Raw genomic sequence first — 23,295 nt, forward strand, 5'->3', positions numbered from 1 at the left:
CGCGCCGGTGGTGCGCGAGGTCGCCATCGGCGACTCGATCACCGTGGCCGACCTGGCGCAGAAGCTGGCCATGAAGGGCGGCGACGTGGTCAAGGCGCTGTTCAAGATGGGCGTGATGGCCACCATCAACCAGTCCATCGACCACGACACCGCGGTGCTGGTCACCGAAGAGCTGGGCCACAAGGCCGTGCGCGCCGAGACCGACGACGCCGAGAGCGAGCTGCTGGCGCAGGTCGAGCGCGCCCAGGGCGAGCCGGCGCCGCGTCCGCCGGTGGTCACCATCATGGGCCACGTCGACCACGGCAAGACCTCGCTGCTGGACTACATCCGCCGCACCAAGGTCGCCTCGGGCGAGGCCGGCGGCATCACCCAGCACATCGGCGCCTACCACGTCGAAACGCCCAAGGGCGTGATCAGCTTCCTGGATACCCCGGGCCACGCCGCGTTCACCTCGATGCGCGCGCGCGGCGCCAAGATCACCGACATCGTGGTCCTGGTGGTCGCGGCCGACGACGGCGTCATGCCGCAGACCAAGGAGGCGATCCAGCACGCGAAGGCGGCCGGCGTGCCGCTGATCGTGGCGATCAACAAGATCGACAAGTCCACGGCCGACCCGATGCGGGTCAAGAACGAACTGCTCAACGAGCAGGTCGTGGCCGAGGACTTCGGTGGCGACACCCAGATGGTGGAGCTGTCGGCCAAGACCGGCATGGGCGTGGACGACCTGCTCGACGCCATCTCGCTGCAGGCCGAACTGCTGGAGCTGAAGGCGGTGCCGGACGGCAACGCCAGCGGCGTGGTCATCGAGTCGGCGCTGGACAAGGGCCGCGGCCCGGTCGCCACCGTGCTGGTCCAGCAGGGCCAGCTGAAGAAGGGCGACTACCTGGTGTGCGGCGTGCACTACGGCCGCGTCCGCGCCCTGTTCGACGAGACCGGCGGCCAGCCGAACTCGGCCGGCCCGTCGATCCCGGTGCAGGTCCTGGGCCTGTCCGGCGTGCCGGACGCCGGCGACGACTTCGTGGTGGTCAAGGACGAGCGCCTGGCCAAGGACGTGGCGCAGCAGCGCGACGCCAAGCGCCGCGAATCGCGCCTGGTCCAGGCCGCGGGCAACCGCATGGAAGACATCATGGCGCAGATGGGCAAGGGCGAGGGCCAGCAGGTCCTCAACCTGCTGGTCAAGGCCGATGTCCAGGGCTCGGTGGAGGCGCTCAAGCAGTCGCTCACCGCGCTGTCCAACGACGAGATCCGGATCAACGTGATCAGCTCTGGCGTGGGCGGCATCACCGAGTCCGACGCCAACATCGCCGTGACCACCAAGGCCACCGTGATCGGCTTCAACGTCCGCGCCGACGCCTCGGCCCGCAAGATCATCGAGGCCAACGGCGTGGACCTGCGCTACTTCTCGATCATCTACGACGTGATCGACCAGGTGAAGCAGGTGGCTTCGGGCCTGCTGGGCGTGGAGATCCGCGAGGAGATCATCGGCATCGCCGAGGTGCGCGAGGTCTTCCGCAGCTCCAAGTTCGGCGCGGTCGCCGGCTGCATGGTCGTGGAGGGCGTGGTCAAGCGGAACAAGCCGATCCGCGTGCTGCGCGACAACACGGTCATCTTCGAGGGCGAGCTGGAATCGCTGCGCCGCTTCAAGGAGAACGTGGACGAGGTGCGCAGCGGCACCGAGTGCGGCATCGGCGTGAAGGAGTACAACGACGTCAAGCCGGGCGACCAGATCGAGTGCTTCGAGCGCATCGAGGTCCAGCGCACGCTGTGACCTGCGCGGCGCCGGCGGCCATGGAGGCCGTGCCGGCGCCCGCGACGACGGGACGGCCCTCGCGGCCGTCCCGCCGTTTCCGGGCCGCCACCTGGCGGCCTGCAGTGGCGGGCCGCCGGCCCGCAGGCAAGACCGGGCGCCGCGCCCGGCAAGGAGTCCGCAGATGCCGACCAAATCCTTCCATCGAACCGACCGCGTCTCGGCGCAGCTGCGCCGCGAACTGGGCACCCTGGTGCACGAGGCCGTGCGCGAGCACGGGCTGCCGTCGGTGAGCGTGTCCGACGTGGAAGTCACCCGCGACCTGGCCCATGCCAAGGTGTTCGTCACCGCGCTGCTGCCGGACCGTTCGGCCGAGGCGGTCAAGGCGCTCAAGGAGATGGCGCGCGAGCTGCGCATGGAGCTGGCCCGCCGGGTCAAGCTGCGCCACGTGCCGGAGCTGCACTTCCATTACGACGATTCGGTCGACCGCGGCGAGCGCATCGAGATCCTGCTGAAGGAAAATCCGCCGGCCCCGGCCGACGAGTAAGCATCCACGCCGTCCCGGCCGGCGCCGGCCTCCCGGGCCGGCCACCCGGCCGCCAGGACGTTCCCCGATGACCCGCACCAAGACCAAGTTCCGTCCGCTCGACGGCATCCTGCTGCTGGACAAGCCCGCGGGGATGAGTTCCAACGCCGCCCTGCAGGCGGCCCGCCGCCTGTTCCGTGCCGAGAAGGGCGGCCATACCGGCAGCCTCGACCCGCTGGCCACCGGCCTGCTGCCGCTGTGCTTCGGCGAGGCCACCAAGCTGGCCGGCCTGCTGCTGGGCTCGGACAAGGCCTACGAGGCCGGGATCGTGCTCGGCACCACCACCGACACCGACGATGCCGACGGCCAGGTGCTGCGCCAGCGGCCGGTCCCCGGGCTGGACCATGCCGCGGTCGTGGGCGCGCTGGCCGGCTTCGTCGGCACCCTGCAGCAGCGCGCCCCGGTGTACTCGGCGCTCAAGCAGGGCGGCGAGCCGCTGTACGCCCGCGCCCGCCGCGGCGAGGTGATCGAGGCCCCGGTGCGCCAGGTGCAGGTCCACGCCATCGAGCTGCTGGAGATGCAGCCGGCCTTCCTGCGCCTGCGCGTGACCTGCGGCACGGGCACCTACATCCGCAGCCTGGCCCGCGACCTGGGCGAGGTCCTGGGCTGCGGCGCGCACATCGCCAGCCTGCGCCGGCTGTGGGTGGAGCCCTTCACCGCGCCGGCCATGTTCACCCTGGAGCAGCTGCAGCAGCTCGCGGAGGAGGGCGGCGAAGCCGCGCTCGAGGCCTGCCTGCTGCCGCTGGAGGCGGGCCTGGCGGGCTTCCCGCGGGTCGACCTGGATGCCGCCCAGGCCGCGCGCCTGGGCCAGGGCCAGCGCCTGCGCGGGCCCTGGGCCGCGGCCGACCCGGTGGCGGTCCACGGCCCCGACGGCAAGGCGCTGGGGCTGGGACGGGTGGAGCCGGGCGGGCTGCTGGCGCCGCAACGGCTGTTCAGGAACACCGCCGGGGCCTGAGGCGGCCGCCCGACGGCACCGGTTTTGCCTTGTTCGGCCCCCGGCGGGGGGTTACAATTCGCGCGCCTTTTTTCCCGGGCAATCATTCCCGCCGGTTCCAAGGGCGGCCTTCAAGCAAGCGGCGGGCCAGGCGGTGCGCACCAGCGCGTTCCTGCCAGCCTCGCATCCAAGAGAGAAACCATGTCCATCGACACCCAGAAGATCATCGCCGACAACGCGCGCGGCGCCAACGACACCGGCTCCCCGGAAGTCCAGGTCGCCCTGCTGACCGCCCGCATCGAGCAGCTGACCGAGCACTTCAAGATCCACAAGAAGGACCACCACAGCCGCCGTGGCCTGCTGCAGCTGGTCAACCGCCGCCGCAGCCTGCTCGACTACCTCAAGCGCAAGGACAACGAGCGCTACAAGGCCCTGATCGAGAAGCTCGGCCTGCGTCGCTGACGTACCTTCCCGCCGCGGCGCAGAGATGCGCCGCGGTTTGCATTTGGGCGCCGGCAAAGCACCGCGGGCGCCCGTCCCCGGGACCACCGGGGCGCAACACCCGCAAGCGGCCGGGCTTCTCCGGCCACCCGTTGCCGGCAAGGGCCGTCACCGGTCAATCGCAAGCAGATTCCCCAAGGAACCGACGTGGCAAAAATCACCAAAACCTTCCAGTACGGCAAACACACCGTGACCCTGGAAACGGGCGAGGTCGCCCGCCAGGCCAGTGGCGCCGTCATCGTCAAGATGGACGACACCGTACTGCTGGTCACCGCCGTCGCCGCCAAGAGCGCGCGTGAAGGCCAGGACTTCTTCCCGCTCACCGTTGACTACCAGGAGAAGTTCTACGCCGGCGGCCGCATCCCCGGCGGCTTCTTCAAGCGCGAAGGCCGTCCGACCGAGAAGGAAACGCTGGTTTCGCGCCTGATCGACCGCCCGATCCGCCCGCTGTTCCCCGAGGAATACAAGAACGAGGTCCAGATCATCGCCACGGTGATGTCGCTGAACCCGGAGATCGACGGCGACATCCCGGCCCTGATCGGCGCCTCCGCGGCGCTGTCGCTGGCCGGCACCCCGTTCAAGGGCCCGATCGGCGCCGCCAAGGTCGGCTACAAGGACGGCCAGTACATCCTCAACCCGACCACCTCCGAGCTGGCCGAGTCCAAGCTGGAGCTGGTCGTCGCCGGCACCGCCAACGCCGTGCTGATGGTCGAGTCCGAGGCCCAGCTGCTGAGCGAGGAAGTGATGCTCGGCGCGGTCACCTTCGGCCACCGCGAGATGCAGAAGGTCATCAACGCGATCAACGAGCTGGTCGCCGAGGCCGGCGTCAAGCCCAGCGACTGGGTGCCGCCGGCGAAGAACGAGGCGCTGGTCGCCGCGCTGAAGCAGGCCGTCGGCAACCGCCTGGCCGAGGCCTTCAAGATCCGCGACAAGCTGGAGCGCCGCGACGCCATCGCCGCGATCAAGAAGGATGTCAGCGAGCAGCTGGCCGAGCGCGTGGCGGCCGAGGGCTGGGACCCGGCCGAGGTGGCCAAGGAGTTCGGCGAGCTGGAGTACCGCACCATGCGCGACGCGGTCCTGGAGACCAAGGTCCGCATCGACGGCCGCGCCCTGGACACCGTGCGCCCGATCACCGTGAAGACCGGCGTGCTGCCGCGTACCCACGGCTCGGCCATGTTCACCCGCGGCGAGACCCAGGCCATCGTGGTCACCACCCTGGGCACCGCCCGCGACGGCCAGATCATCGACGCCGTCAGCGGCGAGTACCGCGAGAACTTCCTGTTCCACTACAACTTCCCGCCGTACTCGGTGGGCGAGTGCGGCCGCTTCGGCGCGCCCAAGCGCCGCGAGATCGGCCACGGCCGCCTGGCCAAGCGCGGCGTGCTGGCGGTGATGCCGACCCTTGAGGAGTTCCCGTACACCGTGCGCGTGGTCTCGGAGATCACCGAGTCCAACGGTTCCTCGTCCATGGCCTCGGTCTGCGGCAGCTCGCTGGCGCTGATGGACGCCGGCGTGCCGGTGAAGGCCCCGGTGGCGGGCATCGCCATGGGCCTGGTGAAGGAAGGCGACCGCTTCGTGGTGCTGTCGGACATCCTCGGCGACGAGGACCACCTGGGCGACATGGACTTCAAGGTCGCCGGCACCGCCGACGGCGTGTCCGCCCTGCAGATGGACATCAAGATCGAGGGCATCACCGAGGAGATCATGAAGCAGGCCCTGGAGCAGGCCAAGGCCGGCCGCCTGCACATCCTCGGCGAGATGGCCAAGGCCATCACCGCGCCGCGCGCCGAGCTGTCGGAGTTCGCGCCGCGCCTGCTGACCATCAAGATCCACCCGGACAAGATCCGCGAGGTGATCGGCAAGGGTGGCGCCACCATCCAGGGCATCACCAAGGAGACCGGCACCCAGATCGACATCCAGGACGACGGCACCATCGTCATCGCCTCGGTCAACGCCGCCGCCGCCCAGGCCGCCAAGGCCCGCATCGAGCAGATCACCTCGGACGTGGAGCCGGGCCGGATCTACGAGGGCAAGGTCGCCAAGATCATGGACTTCGGCGCGTTCGTGACCATCCTGCCGGGCAAGGACGGCCTGGTGCACGTCTCGCAGATCTCCAGCGAGCGCGTGGAGAAGGTCTCCGACAAGCTCAAGGAAGGCGACGTGGTCAAGGTCAAGGTGCTGGAAGTCGACAAGCAGGGCCGCATCCGCCTGTCGATCAAGGCCGTCGAGGAAGGCGAGGGCGTGGCGCAGTAAGCGCCGCCACATCGCCGGATACGCGCAAGGAGCGGGCTACCGCCCGCTCTTTGCGTTTGCGGTCACGCCATCGGCCCTAGACTGCCGGAATTCCGGGAGCGAGGGACCGCCGTTGGCCGTGACCGCCGATCCAGCCGCAACCGACGACCAGGACGCCCGCGTCCGGCGCGAGCGCTGGCTGGACGGACTGGGCGACGCCGCTCGCGGCGCGCGGCGGCTGGCGGTGGCCTGCACCGTGGCCGGCGGCTGGCTGCTGTTGCCGCAGGCCTGGGCGATCGCCGTGCTGCTGGATGCGGTGCTGGCGCGGGGCCGGGGCCTGGACGGGACGCTGCCGCTGTTCCTGCTGCTGGGGGGCTGCCTGGCTACGCGCGCGGTGCTGGCCTGGCGCGCCGGCATTGCCGCCGGCGACCTGGCCGAAGGCGTGCGCCAGGAACTGCGCCGGTGCGCATGGGCGGCGCTGCATGCGCGCGGCCCGCGCTGGTTGCGCCGCCAGCGCAGCGGGGCGCTGGCCGAACTGGTGCTGTCGCATGCCGAGGCGGCCGGCGACTACCACGCCGGGTACCGCCTGGCACGCGCCGAGGTCGCGTGGGTGCCGCCGGTCCTGCTGCTGGCGGTGGCCGCCGCCGACCTCGTGCCGGGCCTGCTGCTGCTGTTCGCCGCGCCGCTGCTGCCGGTCTCGATGGCGCTGGTCGGGTGGGGCGCCGAATCCGCCAGCCGCGCGCAGCTGGCCGAGCTGGCACGGATGGGCGGGCATTTCGCCGACCGCCTGCGCGGGCTGGGCCTGATCCGGCTGTACGGCCGCGGCGAGGCGGAACTGGCCGGAATCGCCGCCGCGGCGGAGGGCCTGCGCGAGCGCAGCATGCGCGTGCTGCGCATCGTCTTCCTGTCCTCGGCGGTGCTGGAATTCTTCGCCTCGCTGAGCGTGGCGATCGTGGCGCTGTATTTCGGCCTCGGCTACCTGGGCATGTTGCCGCTGGAGCTGGCCCCGGACCTGCGCACCGGCCTGTTCTGCCTGCTGCTGGCGCCGGATTTCTTCGCCCCGATGCGCCGGCTGGGCACGCATTACCACGATCGCGCCGCCGCCCTGGCCGCGGCGGCGGAAGTGGAGGACGTGCTTGGCCGGTTGCCGGGCGTGGCCGCCCCTGCGCACGCGCCGGAACCGGCGCCGGAGCCTCCAGCGACCGGCCCCCGGCCAGCGCCGCTGTTGCGGGTGCATGCGTTGGCCCTGGCACCCGAGCCCGGGGCCGCGCCGCTGTTCGAGGGTCTGGAATTCGAGCTGCGGCCCGGCGAACGGCTGGCCCTCGCCGGGCCCAGCGGCTGCGGCAAGAGCCTGCTGCTGGAGGCCATCGTCGGCTGGGTCGCGCCGCTGGAGGGCCGCATCGCGATCGCCGGGGGCGTGCGTTGCGGCCATGCCGGGCAGCGACCCTGGCTGTTCCAGGACAGCCTGGCCGGCAACCTGCGCCTGGCCGCTGCGCAGGATGCGGGCGACCTGCACGCCGCGGCCAAGGCTGCCCAGGTGCTGCGCTTTGCCCGGCAGTTGCCGCGCGGGCTGGACACGCCGGTCGGCGAGCGCGGCTACGGCCTGTCCGGCGGCGAGGCGCGGCGCGTGGCCCTGGCGCGGGCGCTGCTGCGGCGGCCGCAACTGCTGTTGCTGGACGAGCCGACCGCGTTCCTCGACCCGGGCACCGAAGCGGCCCTGCTGGAAGCGCTGGCGCGCCATGCGCCCGGCTGCGCGGTGCTGGTGGCCACCCATAGCCCGCGGGTGATGCGCTGGGCCGGGCGCGTGCTGGATCTGCCGTCCGGGCGCATCCGCCCGGCGCTGGGGGTGGCGCCATGAGCCGGCACGAGGACCCGCTGCAGCCGTTCCCACCGGGGCGGCGGGCGCGCATGGCCGCGGTGGTCGCCGTGCTGCTGGCGACCATGCTGGCCGGCACCGCGCTGCTGGGCCTGGCCGGCGGCTTCATCACCGCCTGCGCGCTGGCCGCGGGGGCCGCCAGCGGCTTCAACTTCTTCTCGCCCTCGGCCGGGATCCGCGCGCTGACCTTCGCCCGCATCGCCTCGCGCTACTTCGAGAAGCTGCTCGGCCACGACGCCATGCTGCGCCTGGCGCGCGACCTGCGCGGCTGGTTCTTCCGCCGCGCCCTGCCGCTGGCCCCTGCGCGGCTGGGACGGATGCGTACCGGCGCGCTGATGGCGCGGTTGCTGGACGACATCGCGCAGGTGGAAGGGCGGCTGGTACGCGCGCTGGGGCCGCTGCTGGCAATGCTCGGCCTCGGCCTGGCGGCGGTCGCCTGGGCGGCCTGGATCCTGCCGGAAGCCGGCCTGGTGCTGGCCGCGGCGATGCTGCTGCTGGGGCCGGCTTCGGCCCTGCCGGTGGCCTGGGACGGGTTGCGCCGCGAGGCGCGCGACGTGCGCCTGCAGGAGCGCCTGCGGGTGCGGGTGCACGAGGGCATCGAGGGGGCCGCGGACCTGGCTGCGATGGGCGCCACCCGGGCCTGGGCGGCGCGGGTGGACGCGGCGGCCGCGCGCCTGGCACGGGCCGGACGCCAGCGCCAGCGTCGCGTTTCCGCCGCCGCAATGGGCATGTCGCTGGTTGGCGCGGCCACCTTGCTGGCGATGCTCGCGCTGTCGCTGCAGGCCGCGCACGCGGGGCGGATCGGGGCGGTCGAGGCGGCCGCCCTGGGCTTCGCCACCCTGGCCCTGCTGGAAACCTGGGCCGGTGCCGGCCTGGCCTGGCAGGCGTTGCTGGCCGGGCAGGCCTCGGCGCGCCGCCTGCACGCGCTGGTCGCGCAGCCGCCGGCGGTGGGCGATCCGCCGCGGCCGGTGCCAGTGCCGGAGCGCGGCGCGCTGCACCTGGAAGAGGTGTGTTTCGCCCATCCGGACGGGCGCGCCCTGCTGGACGGGCTGGACCTGCGCCTGCGCCCCGGGGAGCGGGTGGTGGTGGCCGGCGACAGCGGCAGCGGCAAGAGCACCCTGCTGGCCCTGGTATTGCGCGTACTCGAGCCGCAGGCCGGGCGTATCGCCTGGGCCGGGATCGACCTGCGCCGGTTCCACCAGGCCGACTGGCATGCGCGCCTGGCCTGGGCGCCGCAGGACGCGCCGGTGTTCGCCGGCAGCGTGCGCGCCAACCTGCGGATGGGCGATCCGCAGGCCGGCGAGGCGGCGATGTGGCGCGCGCTCGAAGCCCTGCGCCTGGACGCACGGGTGCGCGCCGCCGGCGGGCTGGACTGCGAGGCCGGCGAGGGTGGGGCGCTGTTGTCCGGCGGCGAGGCGCGGCGGCTGGCGCTGGCCCGCGCCCTGCTCAGGCCCGGGCCGCTGCTGCTGCTGGACGAACCGCTGGAAGGCCTGGACGTGGACGCCGCCGAAGCCCTGCTGCTGGACCTGGAGCGGGCGCTGGGGCGGCGCAGCCTGCTGCTGGTCTCGCACGCGCCGGTGCCGGCCGCGCTGCCGTGGCGGCGGCTGCGGCTGGAGCAGGGGCGCTTGCAGGAGGTGTAGCGCGGGTTGCGCGGCGCCGGATCAGGCCGCGCGCAGGGACTCGAGCCCGGCGAAATCCAGGATCTCGATGCGGTAGGTCTCCGGCACCGCGATCAGGCCCTTGCCGCGCAGGGTGGTAAGGCAGCGGCTGACCGTTTCCACGGTCAGGCCCAGGTGGTCGGCGATGTCGGCGCGCGGCATCGGCAGCGCCACCATCGGGCCGGGGTTGCCGGCGCGCGCCTCGCGCGCGGCCAGCTTGAGCAGGAAGTCGGCCATGCGCTCGATCGGGTTCATGCGCGCCAGGGCCATCATCTGGTCGCGGGCCGAGTCCAGCTCCACGCAGGCGCGCTCGAACAGCTTCTCGCGCAGCTGCGGATAGCGCTCGCCCAGGCGCCGCATCGCGTCGATGCCGAAGCGGCACAGCTCGGTCTCGCCCAGCGCCTCCACGTCGTGGCGGTAGGTCGGCGAACCGCTGAGGCCGACGAAATCGCCCGGCAGGGCGAAGCCGGCCACCTGGCGGCGGCCGTCGGCGGCCAGCCGCACCATGCGCAGCGCGCCGCGGACCACGGTGAACACGTGCCGGCGCGGATCGCCCTGCCGGGCCAGCACCGCGCCAGGGCCCAGCAGCTGGCTGCTGGCCTCCGCGTCCAGCGCGTGCATCTCCTCGTGGGTGAGGACCGAGCACACGGCGAGGTGGCGCACCTGGCAGTGCGCGCAGGGGCCCAGCGGTCCTGCCTCGTCGGGAGGCGGGGTGAGGCAGGGACTATCAAACGGAGGCCAGGCCATTACGGGCACGCAGGACAGGGTGCGCGCCATTGTACCCCGCCGGGGCGATCCACGCGCCGCCAGCAGGCACCGCCGACACGGTAGAATCGCAAATCCCGTCCGTGCCCTGGCACAGGAGTTTTTCCGCTTGATCAGGCCCCGTACCCCGGCCGGCGTCATGGAGCTGCTGCCGCGCGAGCAGATCGCCTTCCAGCGCATGCTCGACGTCATCCGCCGCAACTATGAACGCTTCGGCTTCCTGCCGGTGGAGACGCCGGTGTTCGAACTGTCCGACGTGCTGCTCACCAAGTCCGGTGGCGAGACCGAGCGGCAGGTGTATTTCGTCCAGTCCACCGGCGCGCTGGCCAACGCCGCGGCCGAGGGCGCGGCGGCCGGGCTGCCGGAGATGGCGCTGCGCTTCGACCTGACCGTGCCGCTGGCGCGCTACGTGGCCGAGCACGAGCACGAGCTGAGCTTCCCGTTCCGCCGCTACCAGATGCAGCGCGTGTACCGCGGCGAACGCGCCCAGCGCGGGCGCTTCCGCGAGTTCTACCAGTGCGACATCGACGTCATCGGCAAGGACACGCTGAGCATCCGCTACGACGCCGAGGTGCTGGCGGTGATCCACGCCGTGTTTTCCGAGCTGGGGATCGGCGCGTTCCGCGTGCAGCTCAACAACCGCAAGCTGATGCGCGGCTTCTTCGAGGCCCAGGGCGTGGCCGACCCGCAGCAGCAGGCGCTGGTCCTGCGCGAGGTCGACAAGCTGGACAAGCGCGGCCCCGAGTACGTGCGCCAGACCCTGACCGGCCCGGACTTCGGCCTGCCGGCCGCGGCCGTGGACCGGATCCTGGCGTTCGTCGAGGTGCGTTCGGACTCGCACGCCGACGCACTGGCGAAGATCGAAGCGGTGCTGGCCGAGGCCGGCGAGGGCGCCAGCGAGGTGCTGCGCGCCGGCGCCGCCGAACTGCGCGAGGTGCTGGAGCTGGTGCGCGCGATGGGCGTGCCGGAGTCGGCGTACTGCCTGAATTTCTCCATCGCCCGGGGCCTGGACTACTACACCGGTACCGTCTACGAGACCCAGCTGGTCGAGCACCCGGGCATCGGCTCGATCTGCCCCGGCGGCCGCTACGAGGACCTGGCCAGCCACTACACCAAGTCGAAGCTGCCGGGCGTGGGCATCTCCATCGGCCTGACCCGCCTGTTCTGGCAGCTGCGCGAGGCCGGGCTGATCGAGGGCATCGCCGAGAGCAGCGTGCAGGCCATGGTCGCGCTGATGGACGAGAACCAGCTGGCCGACGCCCTGGACATCGCCCGCCACCTGCGCCTGGGCGGCATCAACACCGAGGTGCAGATGGAGCCGCGCAAGATCGGCAAGCAGTTCCAGTACGCCTCGCGCGCCGGCATCCGCTTCGTGGTGCTGGCCGGCCCGGACGAACTGGCGCGCGGCGTGGTCGCGGTCAAGGACCTGGTGCGCGAGCAGCAGTTCGACGTGCCGCGCGCCGAGCTGGCCGAGACCCTCAAGGTCGAACTGGAGCAGGCCCGCGCCCTGGCCGGGCGCTGAGCCATCCGCCCGGCCCGCCATGCCGCGGGCCGGTGCCTCCCGGCGCCGGGCACGCCGGCGCCTTCCTCATCGCACAACGCAACAGGCAGGCGCATGACGACGATCCGTCTCGACGGGCAATCCCTGACCCGCGGCCAGCTGGTGGCCGTGGCCCAAGGCGCGAAGGTCGCGCTGGATCCGGAGGCCTTGCAGGCGGTGGCGCGCGCGGCGGACTTCCTCGCCGAGCAGGTGCGCCGCGAGGAACCGATCTACGGCGTGTCCACCGGCTTCGGCAGCAACGCCGACAAGCTGCTGGGCGCGCATCCGCTGCGCGACGAACTGCCCGGCGCGGCGCCTTCGGGGCGCTCCCTGCACGAGGAGCTGCAGCGCAACCTGATCGTCACCCACGCCGTGTGCGTCGGCGAGCCGATGGCCGCGGACGTGGTGCGGGCGATGCTGTGCATCCGCCTCAACACCCTGCTCAAGGGCCATTCCGGCATCCGGGTGCAGACCCTGGAGGCGATGGCGGCCATGCTCAACGCCGGCATCGTGCCGGTGGTGCCGCAGCTGGGATCGGTCGGCGCCTCCGGCGACCTGGCGCCGCTGTCGCACCTGGCCATCGTCCTGCTGGGCGGCGGCGAGGCGTTCTTCGAGGGGCGGCGCATGCCGGGCGCCGAGGCGCTGCGCCGCGCCGGGCTGGAGCCGGTGTCGCTGTCGTACAAGGAAGGCTTGGCGCTGAACAACGGCACCGCGCAGATGCTGGCCATGGGCGTGCTGGCGCTGCACCGGCTGGAGCTGATGCTGGACACGGCCGACCTGGCCGCGGCCATGACCATCGACGCCTTCGCCGGGCGCCTGGGCGCGTTCGCCGAGGAGGTGCACGCGCTGCGCCCGCACCCGGGCCAGGTGCAGGTGGCGGCCAACCTGCGGCGCCTGCTTTCCGGCTCGACCCTGGCCGACATCCCGTACCACCTGGTGCCGAAGTTCCGGCCGTGGCTGCCATCGAGCTGGGACACGGAGGAGTCGCGCGGGCTGCGTTTCGATATCGGCTGGGACTGGGTGCCGGCCGACCAGCGCCACGGGCGCGAGAAGTTCTACCAGCGCTTCCTGCCGTTCCGCGGCGGCAAGAAGCACCAGCCGCAGGACAGCTATTCGCTGCGCTGCATCCCCCAGGTGCACGGCGCGGTGCGCGATGCCGCCGCGCAGGCGGCGCGGGTGCTCGACATCGAGCTCAACGCGGTCACCGACAACCCGCTGGTGTTCCCGGACAAGGCCGACGCGGCGCACGTGGAGGAGCAGGTGATCTCCGCCGGCCACTTCCACGGCATGCCGCTGGCGCTGGCGCTCAGCTACCTCAAGGCGGCGATCCCGACCCTGGCTTCGATCTCCGAGCGCCGGCTGAACAAGCTGGTCGATCCGGCCACCAACGACGGCCTGCCGGCGTTCCTGATCGGCAACGAGGACGGCACCGAATCCGGCCACATGATCGTGCAGTACACCGCCGCGGCGATCGTCAACGACCTGGCCAGCCGCGCCCACCCGGCCTCGGTGTACTCGGTGCCGACCAGCGCCAATGCCGAGGACCATGTGTCGATGGGTGCCAACGAGGCGCGCCACGTGCTGGCCATGGTCGAGGACCTGGGCAAGGTGCTGGCGCTGGAGCTGTACACCGCGGCCCAGGCGCTGGACCTGCGCCGGGACATGATCAACGCCGCCCGCGCGCTGGCCCGGCGCGCCGATGCCCAGGCACTGGCGGCCAAGGTGCAGGGTGGCCCGGAGCCGGATGCGCCGCTGCGCGCGCGCTTCCTGGCCGAGGTCGAGGAACTGCGCGCGCAGCTGGCCGCGGCCGACGCCTTCCACCCCGGCACGGCGGTGGCCCGGGCCCATGCCCGCATCCGCGAGGCGGTGCCGTTCCTGGACCGCGATCGCGCGCTGGACGGCGAGGTCGCCACCATGGTCCAGCTGGTGGCTTCCGGCGCGCTGCTGGAGGCGCTGGCCGGCTGAGCCGCACCGGCGGCGACCCTTGCACGCCCCGCCGCCCGGGTCTTCCTGCTCTTCCGGGAGCGGGCAGGGGCGACTTGCCGGAATCCTCGCATTCCCAGGCCTTCCCGGCGGGGCGAGGCCTGCCCCGGATCGCGCGCGGCGCCTCCCCGCATTCCCGGTCAACTTGCAGCCAGCCAGGCGGTTTGACCTGGGTCCGGCCTGCGTGTTCTAATGTGCTAACGCGTTAATACATTGGTTCGGAATGAAACGGCGGGTCAAGGGCGGGGGAGAAGGGTTCGAGGAGCGTCTGGCGCAGTTGTCGGCGATCCTTGCCCGGCTGGACGAGCCGGAGGCCGTCCGTGCCTTCCTGCTGGACCTGTGCACTCCGGCGGAGCTGGAGGCCATGACCGACCGCTGGCACGTGGTGCCGCTGCTGCAGCAAGGCGTGCCTTATCGCGAGATCTACGAGCTGACCGGGGTCAGCGTCACCACCATCGGCCGGGTCGCACGCACGCTGGAGCGCGGTGCCGGCGGTTATGCGCGGGCCGTCGCCCTGCGCGCTTCCACCAGCGAGAGAGCATCCCCATGAGTCCCCCCCTGGGTGCGGCCACCCGCGACCGCCTCCGCATCGCCATCCAGAAGAGCGGCCGCCTGGCCGAGCCGGCCCGCAAGCTGCTGGCTGCCTGCGGCCTGAGCTGGCGCGAGAGCCGCGACAAGCTGTTCTGCTACGGCGAATCCCTCCCGGTCGACCTGCTGCTGGTCCGCGACGACGACATCCCCGGCCTGATCGCCGACGGCGTCTGCGACCTGGGCGTGGTCGGCCGCAACGAGCTGGACGAGCAGGCCGGCGCGCGCGCGCAGGTTGGCCTGCCGCAGGCCTACCGCGAACTGCGCGGCCTGGGCTTTGGCCAGTGCCGGCTGATGCTGGCGGTGCCGGAGGACTGGGACTGGACCGGCCCCGCGCAGCTGCGCGGCCGCGGCCTGCGCATCGCCACCAGCTATCCGTCCATCCTCTCGCGCTGGCTGCAGGAACAGCAGATCGACGCCCAGGTGGTGGAGCTGTCCGGCTCGGTCGAGATCGCCCCGCGCCTGGGCACGGCCGAGCTGATCTGCGACCTGGTCTCCAGCGGCGCCACCCTCAAGGCCAACCAGCTCAAGCCGGTGGAAACCCTGCTGGAAAGCGAGGCGGTGCTGGCCGGCCCGGTCGGTGGCTTCGACGACGCCCGCGCCGCGCTGGCGCAGATGTTGCTGCGGCGCATGGACGGCGTGCTCCAGGTGCGCGAGCGCAAGCTGCTGATGTTCAACGCCGACCGCGAGGCGCTGCCGGCGCTGGAACGGCTGCTGGCCGACGCCGGCCCGCTGGTGCAGCTGCCCTCGGCCAATGGCGCCCTGACCCTGCAGGCCATGTGCGAAGGTACGATCAGCTGGCAGCAGCTGGAGGAGCTCGAGCGCGCCGGTGCGCGCCAGCTGATGGTCCTGGGCGTGGAGAGGTCGCTGGCATGAGCGCCGTGCAGAACACCCCCGCGCAGCCGGCCTGGAACCGGCTGCAGTGGTCCGCGCTGGACGAGGCCGGGCGCGCCCGCGCGCTGACCCGTCCGGTGCAGGTCGTGGCCGACGCCACCCGCCAGGCCGTGGCCGCCGTGCTGGAGTCAGTGCGCAGCCGCGGCGACGAGGCACTGCGCGAGCTGACCGCGCGCTTCGACAAGGTCGAGCTGGAGCGTTTCGAGGTCAGCGCCGAGGAATTCGCCGCGGCCGAAGCCGCCGTGTCGCCGGAACTGCGCCGGGTCATGGCCGATGCCGCCTCGCGCATCGAGGCCTTCCACCGTGCCGGCATGGGCAAGGGCTACAGCGTCGAGACCGCGCCGGGCGTGGTCTGCGAACGCATCATCCGCCCGGTGCCGCGCGTCGGCCTGTACGTTCCCGCCGGCAGCGCGCCGCTGCCTTCGACCGCGCTGATGCTTTGCGTGCCGGCCGCGCTGGCGCGTTGCCGCCAGGTGGTGCTGTGCACGCCGCCGCGCGCCGATGGCACGGCCGACCCGGCGGTGCTGGTGGCCGCGCGGCTGGCCGGCGTGGACCGCGTGTTCAAGCTCGGCGGCGCCCAGGCGATTGCCGCGCTGGCCTTCGGCACCGCCAGCGTGCCCAAGGTCGACAAGATCTTCGGCCCGGGCAACAGCTACGTGGACGAGGCCAAGCGCCAGGTCGCCCAGTGCGGCGCGGCGGCGATCGACATGCCGGCCGGTCCCTCCGAGGTGCTGGTGATCGCCGACGACGGCGCCAACCCGGCCTATGTGGCCTCGGACCTGCTGTCGCAGGCCGAGCACGGGCCGGACTCGCAGGTGCTGCTGCTGTCCGACAGCGCCGGCCTGATCGACCGCGTCGAGGCCGAGCTTGCGAGCCAGCTGGAGGCGCTGCCGCGGGCGGAGATCGCGCGCAAGGCGCTGGCCTCCTCGCGCCTGGTCCTGGTCGATTCGCTTGACCAGGCCTTCGCCATCAGCAACACCTATGCGCCCGAGCACCTGATCCTTGCACTGCGCCAGCCCCGCGAGTGGCTGGACCGGGTCGAGGCCGCCGGTTCGGTGTTCCTCGGCGACTGGACGCCGGAGGCACTGGGCGACTACTGCAGCGGCACCAACCATGTCCTGCCGACCAATGGCGCCGCGCGTGCCTGGAGCGGGGTGAGCGTGGCCAGCTTCCAGAACTTCGTCAGCGTGCAGGCGGCCAGCCGCGAGGGCATCCTCGCCATCGGCGACTGCGCGGTGACCATGGCCCGCGCCGAGCGGCTCGATGCGCACGCCAATGCCGTGGCCCTGCGCCTGGAGGGGGCGGCGGCATGAGCGACGACCTGCTTTCCCTGGTCCGCGAAGACCTGCGCGGCTTCGGCGGCTACAGTTCCGCGCGCAGCCACGCGCTGGATGGCGAGATCTGGCTCAACGCCAACGAAAGCCCCTGGGCCAACCCGGCCGATCCGGGCAGCAGCTGCCGCCGCTATCCCGACCCGCAGCCGGCCGCGCTGGTGCAGGCGCTGGCGCGACTTTACGGCTGCGAGGCGTCGCAGGTTCTGGTGGGCCGCGGCAGCGACGAGGCCATCGACCTGCTGGTGCGCGCGCTGTGCGTGCCGCAGCGCGACGCGGTGGTGGCCACGCCGCCGGTGTTCGGCATGTACGCGGTCAGCGCCCGGCTTCAGAACGCACCTCTGCGCGAGGTGCCGCTGGTCGATGGCCCCGATGGCTTCATCGTCGACCTCGAGGCAGTGGCCGCGGCGGCGGAGCAGGGCAATGCCAAGCTGGTCTTCCTGTGCAGTCCGTCCAATCCCACCGGCGGCGACGTGCCGCTTGAAGGCATCGCCGCGCTGGCCGGGCGCCTGGCCGGGCGCGCACTGGTGGTGGTGGACGAGGCCTACGGCGAGTTCTCCGACCAGCCTTCCGCGACCACGCTGATGGGCGGCCACCGCAACATCGCCGTGCTGCGCACGCTGTCCAAGGCGCATGCGCTGGCGGCCGCGCGGATCGGCACGCTGATCGCCGATCCCTCGCTCATCCGCGTGCTGCGTGCCTGCCAGGCGCCATATCCGATCCCGACGCCGTGCGCCGAGCTGGCCGTCGCCGGCCTGTCGCCGGAGGCGCTGGCGCGTACCGCCGAGCGCGTGGCGGTGGTGCGCAGCGAGCGTACGCGGCTGGCCGCGGCGCTGGCCTCCGCGCCGGGCGTGCGCCGGGTCTATCCGTCCTCCGGCAACTACCTGCTGGTGCGCTTCGACGACGCCCAGGCCGCGTTCGACGGCCTGCTGGCCGCCGGCGTGGTGGGGCGCGACCAGCGTGCCGCGCCGCAGCTGGGCGACGCCCTGCGCATCACCGTCGGCACCCCCGAACAGAACCAACGCGTGCTGGCCATCCTGGCCGCACTGGAAGCCGCTGCATGACCCCGATCCTCTTCATCGACCGCGACGGCACCCTGATCGAGGAGCCGGAAGATTTCCAGATCGACGCCTACGAGAAGCTGCGCTTCGTCGAAGGCGTGATCCCGGCCCTGCTGAAGCTGCGCGACGCCGGCTACCAGTTCGTGATGGTCTCCAACCAGGATGGCCTGGGCACGGACAAGTATCCGCGGGAGAGCTTCGAGGGCCCGCACAACCTGATGATGCAGGTGTTCGAGAGCCAGGGCATCCGCTTCCGCGACGTGCTTATCGACACCAGCTGGCCGCACGAGAACAAGCCCACGCGCAAGCCGGGCATCGGCCTGGTGCTGCCCTACATCCAGGACCGCTCGATCGACTGGAAGCGCTCGGCGATGGTCGGCGACCGCCCGACCGACAACGAGTTCGCCGCCAACCTCGGCATCCGTGCGTTCCAGTTGAAGACCCCGCAGTTCGGCGGCGAGTGGGACTGGGCCGGCATCGCCCACGAGCTGGCCGACGCGCCGCGGCGCGCCGTGGTCCAGCGCGACACCAGGGAAACGAAGATCCGCGTCGCGGTCGACCTGGACCGCGCGGCCGATCCGAAGATCCACACCGGCCTGCCGTTCTACGACCACATGCTGGAGCAGATCGGCAAGCACGGCGGCTTCGCCCTGGAGATCGAGGCCGAGGGCGACCTGCACATCGACGAGCACCACACCATCGAGGACACCGCGCTGGCCCTGGGCCAGGCGCTGCGCGAGGCGCTGGGCGACAAGCGCGGCATCGGCCGCTATGGCTTCACCCTGCCGATGGACGAAACCCACGCCAGCGCGGCGCTGGACTTCAGCGGGCGCCCGTACCTGGTCTACCAGGGCAGCTTCGCCCGCGAGCGGGTGGGCGACATGCCGACCGAGCTGGTGCCGCACTTCTTCCGCTCGCTGTGCGACGCGGCGGGCCTGAACCTGCACATCAGCGTGAGCGGCGACAACGACCACCACAAGATCGAGGCGAGCTTCAAGGCGCTGGCGCGCGCGCTGCGCCAGGCCATCCGCCGCGAGGGCGACGCCCTGCCGTCGACCAAGGGGGTGCTGTGAGCGCGGCCGGCAAACGCGTCGTCGTCATCGATGCCGGCGGCGCCAACCTCGGCTCGGTCTGCTACGCGCTGGAACGCCTGGGCATGCAGCCGCAGGTGGTCGACGGCGCCGCCGGCCTGGAACGCGCCGACCGGGTGATCCTGCCGGGCGTCGGCGCCGCCCCTGAAGGCATGCGCCGCCTGCATGCGCAGGGCCTGGTCGAGCCGCTGCGGCGGCTGCAGGTACCGCTGATGGGCATCTGCCTGGGCATGCAGCTGCTGTACGAACGCTCGGACGAGGGCGACGTGGAATGCCTGGGCCTGCTGCCTGGCGTGGTCCACCACCTGCCGCAGGTCTCCTGCATCCGGGTGCCGCACATGGGCTGGAACGGGCTGCGCAAGCTGCGCGAATCGCCGCTGCTGGACGGGGTGGCGGAGGGGGCGAAGGCCTACTTCGTGCACAGCTACGCCGCGCCGATCACCGCCGCCACGGTGGCCGCCACCGACCACGGCAGCCTGTTCACCGCGGTCGTGCACGAGGGCCTGCGCTGCGGCGCCCAGTTCCACCCTGAGCGCTCGGCCGGCACCGGCGCGCGCATCCTCCGCAATTTCCTGGAGATGGACTTCTGATGGGCTTCACCGTCTATCCGGCGCTGGACATCCGCGGCGGGCGCGTCGTGCGCCTGGCCCAGGGCGACTACGCGCGCGAGACCCGGTACGGCGACGATCCGCTGCCGCGCGCGTCGGCCTTCGCCCAGGCCGGTGCGCGCTGGATGCACCTGGTCGACCTGGACGCGGCCAAGGCCGGCGGTTACACCCTGGCGCCGCTGCTGGGGCGGATCGCGCGCGAGACCGGCCTGCAGGTGCAGACCGGCGGCGGCGTGCGCGGCCGCGACGACGTGGCCCGGATCCTCGATGCCGGCGCCGCGCGGGTAGTGGTCGGCTCGCTTTCGGTGCGCCAGCCGGAGACGGTGATCGGCTGGCTTGCCGAGTTTGGCGGCGAGCGCATCACCGTGGCCCTGGACACCCGCCAGGACGAAGCCGGCACCTGGCAGCTGCCGGTGCACGGCTGGACCGAGGACGCCGGCGTCACCCTGGACCAGCTGCTGCCGCGCTTCGTCGAGGCCGGGCTGCGCCACCTGCTGTGCACCGACATCGCCCGCGACGGCATGCTGTCCGGCCCGAACCTGGAGCTGTACGCGCACCTGGCACGGCTGGCCCCGGGCGTGGCGGTGCAGGCTTCCGGCGGCGTGCGCGACGCGGCCGACGTGGCCGGCGCGCGCCAGGCAGGTTGCGCCGGCGCGGTGCTGGGCCGGGCGCTGCTGGAAGGCCGCCTGCAGCTGGCCGATGCGCTGGCGGTGGAGGAGGCCGTGCCATGCTGAGCCGCCGCATCATTCCCTGCCTGGACGTGCGCGAGGGCCGCGTGGTCAAGGGCGTGCGCTTCCGCGACCACGTCGACATGGGCGACATCGTCGAGCTGGCCCTGCGCTACCGCGACCAGGGCGCCGACGAACTGGTGTTCTACGACATCAGCGCCAGCCCCGAAGGGCGTTCGGTCGACTACGCCTGGGTCGAGCGGGTGGCGCGGCTGATCGACATCCCGTTCTGCGTGGCCGGCGGCATCCGCGACGTGGAGACCGCGCGCCGGGTGCTGCATGCCGGCGCCGACAAGATCTCGGTCAATTCGCCGGCGCTGGAGCGCCCGCAGCTGGTCTCCGAGCTGGCCGACGCCTTCGGCGTGCAGTGCGTGGTGGTCGGCATCGACTCCATCCGCGAGGCCGACGGCCAGTGGCGGGTGCGCACCAACACCGGCGACCCCGGCAAGACCCGGGCGCTGGGCGTGCGCACGCTGGACTGGATCGTCGAGGCCCAGCGCCTGGGTGCCGGCGAGATCGTGCTCAACTGCATGGACAGCGACGGCGTGCGCCGCGGCTACGACATCGTCCAGCTGCGCCAGGCGCGCGCGCTGTGCCGGGTGCCGCTGGTGGCCTCCGGCGGCGCCGGTGCGCCGGAGCACTTCGCCGAGGCCTTCGAGCGTGCCGACGTGGACGGCGCGCTGGCGGCCAGCGTGTTCCACAGCGGCGCGATCGCCATTCCCGAACTGAAGAAATACCTGCGGCAAAGGCAGGTCGAGGTGCGTGATGTCTGAAGATCCCGGCGCCGCGGCGGTAGGCCGCATCGGCGTGTTCCCCGAGGCCCTGGACTGGGACAAGTCCGGCGGCCTGCTGCCGGTCGTCGTCCAGGACGCCGACAACCTGCGTGTGCTGATGCTCGGCTACATGGACCGCGACGCGCTGCAGGCCACCCTGTCGCGCCGCCTGGTCACGTTCTACAGCCGCCGCAAGCAGCGCCTGTGGACCAAGGGCGAGACCTCCGGCCACGTGCTGGAGCTGGTCGACATCCAGGCCGATTGCGACGCCGACGCGCTGCTGGTGCTGGCGCGGCCGCACGGGCCGACCTGCCACCTGCAGCGTCCCAGCTGCTTCGAGGCGGCCCCGCATGCCGCCGCGGTGCCGCCGCCGCGCACGCTGGAACCGGACATCGGCTTCCTGGCCCAGCTCGACGAGCTGGTGGCCCGGCGCGAACGCGAGCGGCCGCAAGGCAGCTACACCACGAAGCTGTTCGAGGCCGGCGTGCGCCGGATCGCGCAGAAGGTGGGCGAGGAAGGCGTGGAGACGGCACTGGCGGGTGTCGCCCAGAACGACGAGCAGCTGCTCGGCGAAGTGGCCGACCTGGTCTACCACACCACCGTGCTGCTGCATGCCCGGCGCCTCTCGCTGGCCGACGCGGTGGCGGTGCTGGAGGAGCGCCACGCCCAGCGCGCCGGCGGCTGAGCCGGGCCTTGCCCTAGAATCCCCGGTTTTCCCCGGAAGAGGCAGGGCGATGTCCAAGCATTGCGCCGCATGGCTGCTGGCCTGCGTATCCGCGCTGGGCTGCACGGCGGTCCAGGCGCGGGCCGCGGTCGAGGTAACCGGCGTGGTCTACCAGGAGCAGGACGGGCGTCCCGGCCGCGGCGGCGGCGAGCCCGGCCTGGCAGGCGTGCTGGTATCCGACGGCGAGCAGCTCGTGCGCACCGACGCGCAGGGCCGCTACCGCCTGCAGGCGCGGCCGGGCAGGGCGGTGTTCGTGGTCAAGCCTGCCGGGCACCGCTTCCTGGCCGGCGACGACGGCCTGCCGGCGTTCTGGGCGCGGGTGCCGGCCCGGGGCGCGCGCTTCCGCGCCGACTTCGCGCTGGCGCCGGCGGCACCGCGCGAGGGGGCGTTCCAGGCCCTGGTGTTCACCGACACCCAGGTCAAGAACGAGCGCGACATCGACTACTACCGGCGTGCCGTGGTCCAACCGCTGGGCCGGCCGGACGCGGCGCTGGGCGTGACCCTGGGTGACCTGGTCGACGACCGCACCGACCTCTACCCGGCGCTCAACGCGGTGACCACGCAGCTCGGCGTGCCGTGGTTCCATGTCCCCGGCAACCACGACCTCGACCACGCCCCGGCCTCGGACGAGGCCTCGCTCGGTGCCTGGGAACGCATCTACGGACCGGACACCTATGCGGTGGAGGAGGGCGCGGCCGCGTTCGTGCTGCTGGACGACGTGGTGGCCACGCCCGGCCAGGGCGCCGGCTACGCCGGCGGCCTGCGCGAGGACCAGTTCCGCTTCATCGAGGCCTACCTGGCGCAGCTGCCGCGCGAGCGCCTGCTGGTGCTGGGCATGCACATCCCGCTGTTCGACCGCGGCCGCGGCGCCTTCCGCGCCGCCGACCGCGAGCGCCTGTTCGCGCTGCTGCGCCGGCACCCGCGGGTGCTGGTGCTGAGCGGGCACAGCCATAACCAGCAGCACTACTGGCATGGCCCGGCCGATGGCTGGCATGGTCCGGCGCCGCTGCACGAGTACAACGTCGGCGCAGTCTGCGGCGCCTTCTGGTCAGGGGTGCCGGATGCGCGCGGCATCCCGGATGCGACCATGAGCGACGGCACCCCGATCGGCCACGCGCTGCTGACCGTGGAGCCCGATGGCAACTACGCGCTGGACTACCGCCCGGCGCGCGCCAATGGCGCCGATCCGGCATTCACGCGGGCCATGGCGCTGCACGCGCCGAAGGTGCTGCGCCGGGGCGCCTACCCGGCCTGGGGCGTGTTCGCCAACGTGTTCATGGGCGACGCGGAAACCCGGGTGGAATACCGCATCGACGGCGGTCCGTGGAAGCCGATGCGGCGCGTCGAGCGCGCCGATCCGCGGCTGCTGGTGGAGAACGCGGCCGACGACCTGGCCGGGTCGCTGCGCGGCTACGACCGCTCGCCCGAGGCGACCGCGTCCACCCACCTGTGGCGCGGCGCGCTGGACACGGGCCTGGCGCCGGGCGAGCACACCGTGGAGGTGCGTGCGTTCGACCGCTGGCAGGGCGAGGTGCTGGCTTCCACGCGCTACCGGCTGGAGGAAGCACGGCCCTGAGCCGGGACTACGGCGCTGCTGCCTTTGCCCCTTGCCTGCTTCGTGCAAGGGAAGACTGGCCCCGCGGTGCCCGATTCGCGCCAACGGCAGGGGAAAGCA

The 23,295-nt window shown here is 72.5% G+C and carries 20 protein-coding genes; 19 read left to right on the plus strand and 1 reads right to left on the minus strand.

Annotated features, from left to right (window positions below; genetic code table 11):
- The 7 genes from infB to cydC all read left to right on the plus strand — a co-directional run.
- On the plus strand, window positions 1-1,768 hold a 1,768-nt coding region (infB, locus tag B351_RS0114195), incomplete at its 5' end, for a translation initiation factor IF-2 (protein WP_019399698.1).
- Window positions 1,769-1,931: 163 nt separating this feature from the next.
- Complete coding sequence (gene rbfA / locus B351_RS0114200) at window positions 1,932-2,294, plus strand: 30S ribosome-binding factor RbfA (protein WP_019399699.1); 363 nt, start codon at window positions 1,932-1,934, stop codon at window positions 2,292-2,294.
- A 67-nt stretch (window positions 2,295-2,361) separates the two neighbouring features.
- Window positions 2,362-3,288: a tRNA pseudouridine(55) synthase TruB gene (truB, locus tag B351_RS0114205; RefSeq protein ID WP_019399700.1), complete on the plus strand. Its 927-nt coding sequence runs from the start codon at window positions 2,362-2,364 to the stop codon at window positions 3,286-3,288.
- Window positions 3,289-3,468: 180 nt separating this feature from the next.
- The gene (gene rpsO, locus B351_RS0114210; protein ID WP_019399701.1) at window positions 3,469-3,729 is read left to right on the plus strand and encodes a 30S ribosomal protein S15; all 261 of its coding nucleotides are present in this window, start codon (window positions 3,469-3,471) and stop codon (window positions 3,727-3,729) included.
- A 186-nt stretch (window positions 3,730-3,915) separates the two neighbouring features.
- Complete coding sequence (pnp, locus tag B351_RS0114215) at window positions 3,916-6,021, plus strand: polyribonucleotide nucleotidyltransferase (protein ID WP_019399702.1); 2,106 nt, start codon at window positions 3,916-3,918, stop codon at window positions 6,019-6,021.
- 112 nt (window positions 6,022-6,133) lie between these two features.
- Entirely contained in the window at window positions 6,134-7,858 is a 1,725-nt protein-coding gene (gene cydD / locus B351_RS0114220; RefSeq protein WP_019399703.1) for a thiol reductant ABC exporter subunit CydD, read from the plus strand.
- The gene (gene cydC, locus B351_RS0114225; RefSeq protein WP_019399704.1) at window positions 7,855-9,516 is read left to right on the plus strand and encodes a thiol reductant ABC exporter subunit CydC; all 1,662 of its coding nucleotides are present in this window, start codon (window positions 7,855-7,857) and stop codon (window positions 9,514-9,516) included. Before cydD ends, cydC begins: the two co-directional genes overlap by 4 nt.
- Window positions 9,517-9,537: 21 nt before the next feature.
- Here the strand turns inward: cydC and B351_RS0114230 are convergent, their stop codons facing one another.
- Window positions 9,538-10,281: a Crp/Fnr family transcriptional regulator gene (locus B351_RS0114230; protein WP_083852462.1), complete on the minus strand. Its 744-nt coding sequence runs from the start codon at window positions 10,279-10,281 to the stop codon at window positions 9,538-9,540.
- A gap of 127 nt (window positions 10,282-10,408) precedes the next feature.
- On the opposite strand from B351_RS0114230, the gene hisS reads away from it, so the two are divergent.
- From hisS to B351_RS0114290, 12 genes are all read left to right on the plus strand, one after another.
- The gene (hisS, locus tag B351_RS0114235; RefSeq protein WP_026010745.1) at window positions 10,409-11,821 is read left to right on the plus strand and encodes a histidine--tRNA ligase; all 1,413 of its coding nucleotides are present in this window, start codon (window positions 10,409-10,411) and stop codon (window positions 11,819-11,821) included.
- A 93-nt stretch (window positions 11,822-11,914) separates the two neighbouring features.
- Window positions 11,915-13,804 carry a histidine ammonia-lyase gene (hutH, locus tag B351_RS0114240; RefSeq protein ID WP_019399707.1) on the plus strand — a complete coding sequence of 630 codons (1,890 nt, stop codon included), beginning with the start codon at window positions 11,915-11,917 and terminating at the stop codon, window positions 13,802-13,804.
- A gap of 241 nt (window positions 13,805-14,045) precedes the next feature.
- Window positions 14,046-14,372: a YerC/YecD family TrpR-related protein gene (locus tag B351_RS0114245; protein ID WP_050992239.1), complete on the plus strand. Its 327-nt coding sequence runs from the start codon at window positions 14,046-14,048 to the stop codon at window positions 14,370-14,372.
- Window positions 14,369-15,286: an ATP phosphoribosyltransferase gene (gene hisG, locus B351_RS0114250; protein WP_019399709.1), complete on the plus strand. Its 918-nt coding sequence runs from the start codon at window positions 14,369-14,371 to the stop codon at window positions 15,284-15,286. Before B351_RS0114245 ends, hisG begins: the two co-directional genes overlap by 4 nt.
- Window positions 15,283-16,617 (plus strand): histidinol dehydrogenase, encoded by a 1,335-nt coding sequence (gene hisD / locus B351_RS0114255; RefSeq protein WP_019399710.1) that lies wholly within the window; start codon window positions 15,283-15,285, stop codon window positions 16,615-16,617. The genes hisG and hisD overlap by 4 nt, the downstream gene beginning before the upstream one ends.
- Window positions 16,614-17,699, plus strand: coding sequence for a histidinol-phosphate transaminase (gene hisC / locus B351_RS0114260; protein WP_019399711.1), 1,086 nt, complete (start codon window positions 16,614-16,616; stop codon window positions 17,697-17,699). The genes hisD and hisC overlap by 4 nt, the downstream gene beginning before the upstream one ends.
- Window positions 17,696-18,769: a bifunctional histidinol-phosphatase/imidazoleglycerol-phosphate dehydratase HisB gene (gene hisB, locus B351_RS0114265; RefSeq protein WP_019399712.1), complete on the plus strand. Its 1,074-nt coding sequence runs from the start codon at window positions 17,696-17,698 to the stop codon at window positions 18,767-18,769. Before hisC ends, hisB begins: the two co-directional genes overlap by 4 nt.
- Window positions 18,766-19,377 carry an imidazole glycerol phosphate synthase subunit HisH gene (gene hisH / locus B351_RS0114270; RefSeq protein WP_019399713.1) on the plus strand — a complete coding sequence of 204 codons (612 nt, stop codon included), beginning with the start codon at window positions 18,766-18,768 and terminating at the stop codon, window positions 19,375-19,377. The genes hisB and hisH overlap by 4 nt, the downstream gene beginning before the upstream one ends.
- Window positions 19,377-20,129, plus strand: a complete 753-nt coding sequence (gene hisA / locus B351_RS0114275) for a 1-(5-phosphoribosyl)-5-[(5-phosphoribosylamino)methylideneamino]imidazole-4-carboxamide isomerase (RefSeq protein WP_019399714.1) — start codon at window positions 19,377-19,379, stop codon at window positions 20,127-20,129. Before hisH ends, hisA begins: the two co-directional genes overlap by 1 nt.
- Complete coding sequence (hisF, locus tag B351_RS0114280) at window positions 20,123-20,896, plus strand: imidazole glycerol phosphate synthase subunit HisF (protein WP_019399715.1); 774 nt, start codon at window positions 20,123-20,125, stop codon at window positions 20,894-20,896. Before hisA ends, hisF begins: the two co-directional genes overlap by 7 nt.
- Window positions 20,889-21,581 (plus strand): bifunctional phosphoribosyl-AMP cyclohydrolase/phosphoribosyl-ATP diphosphatase HisIE, encoded by a 693-nt coding sequence (gene hisIE, locus B351_RS0114285; RefSeq protein WP_050992241.1) that lies wholly within the window; start codon window positions 20,889-20,891, stop codon window positions 21,579-21,581. Before hisF ends, hisIE begins: the two co-directional genes overlap by 8 nt.
- Window positions 21,582-21,630: 49 nt before the next feature.
- Window positions 21,631-23,196 (plus strand): calcineurin-like phosphoesterase family protein, encoded by a 1,566-nt coding sequence (locus B351_RS0114290; protein ID WP_019399717.1) that lies wholly within the window; start codon window positions 21,631-21,633, stop codon window positions 23,194-23,196.
- The last annotated feature ends 99 nt before the right edge of the window (window positions 23,197-23,295 follow it).

This window comes from Pseudoxanthomonas sp. GW2, assembly GCF_000283075.1.
Taxonomy (GTDB): Bacteria; Pseudomonadota; Gammaproteobacteria; order Xanthomonadales; family Xanthomonadaceae; genus Pseudoxanthomonas.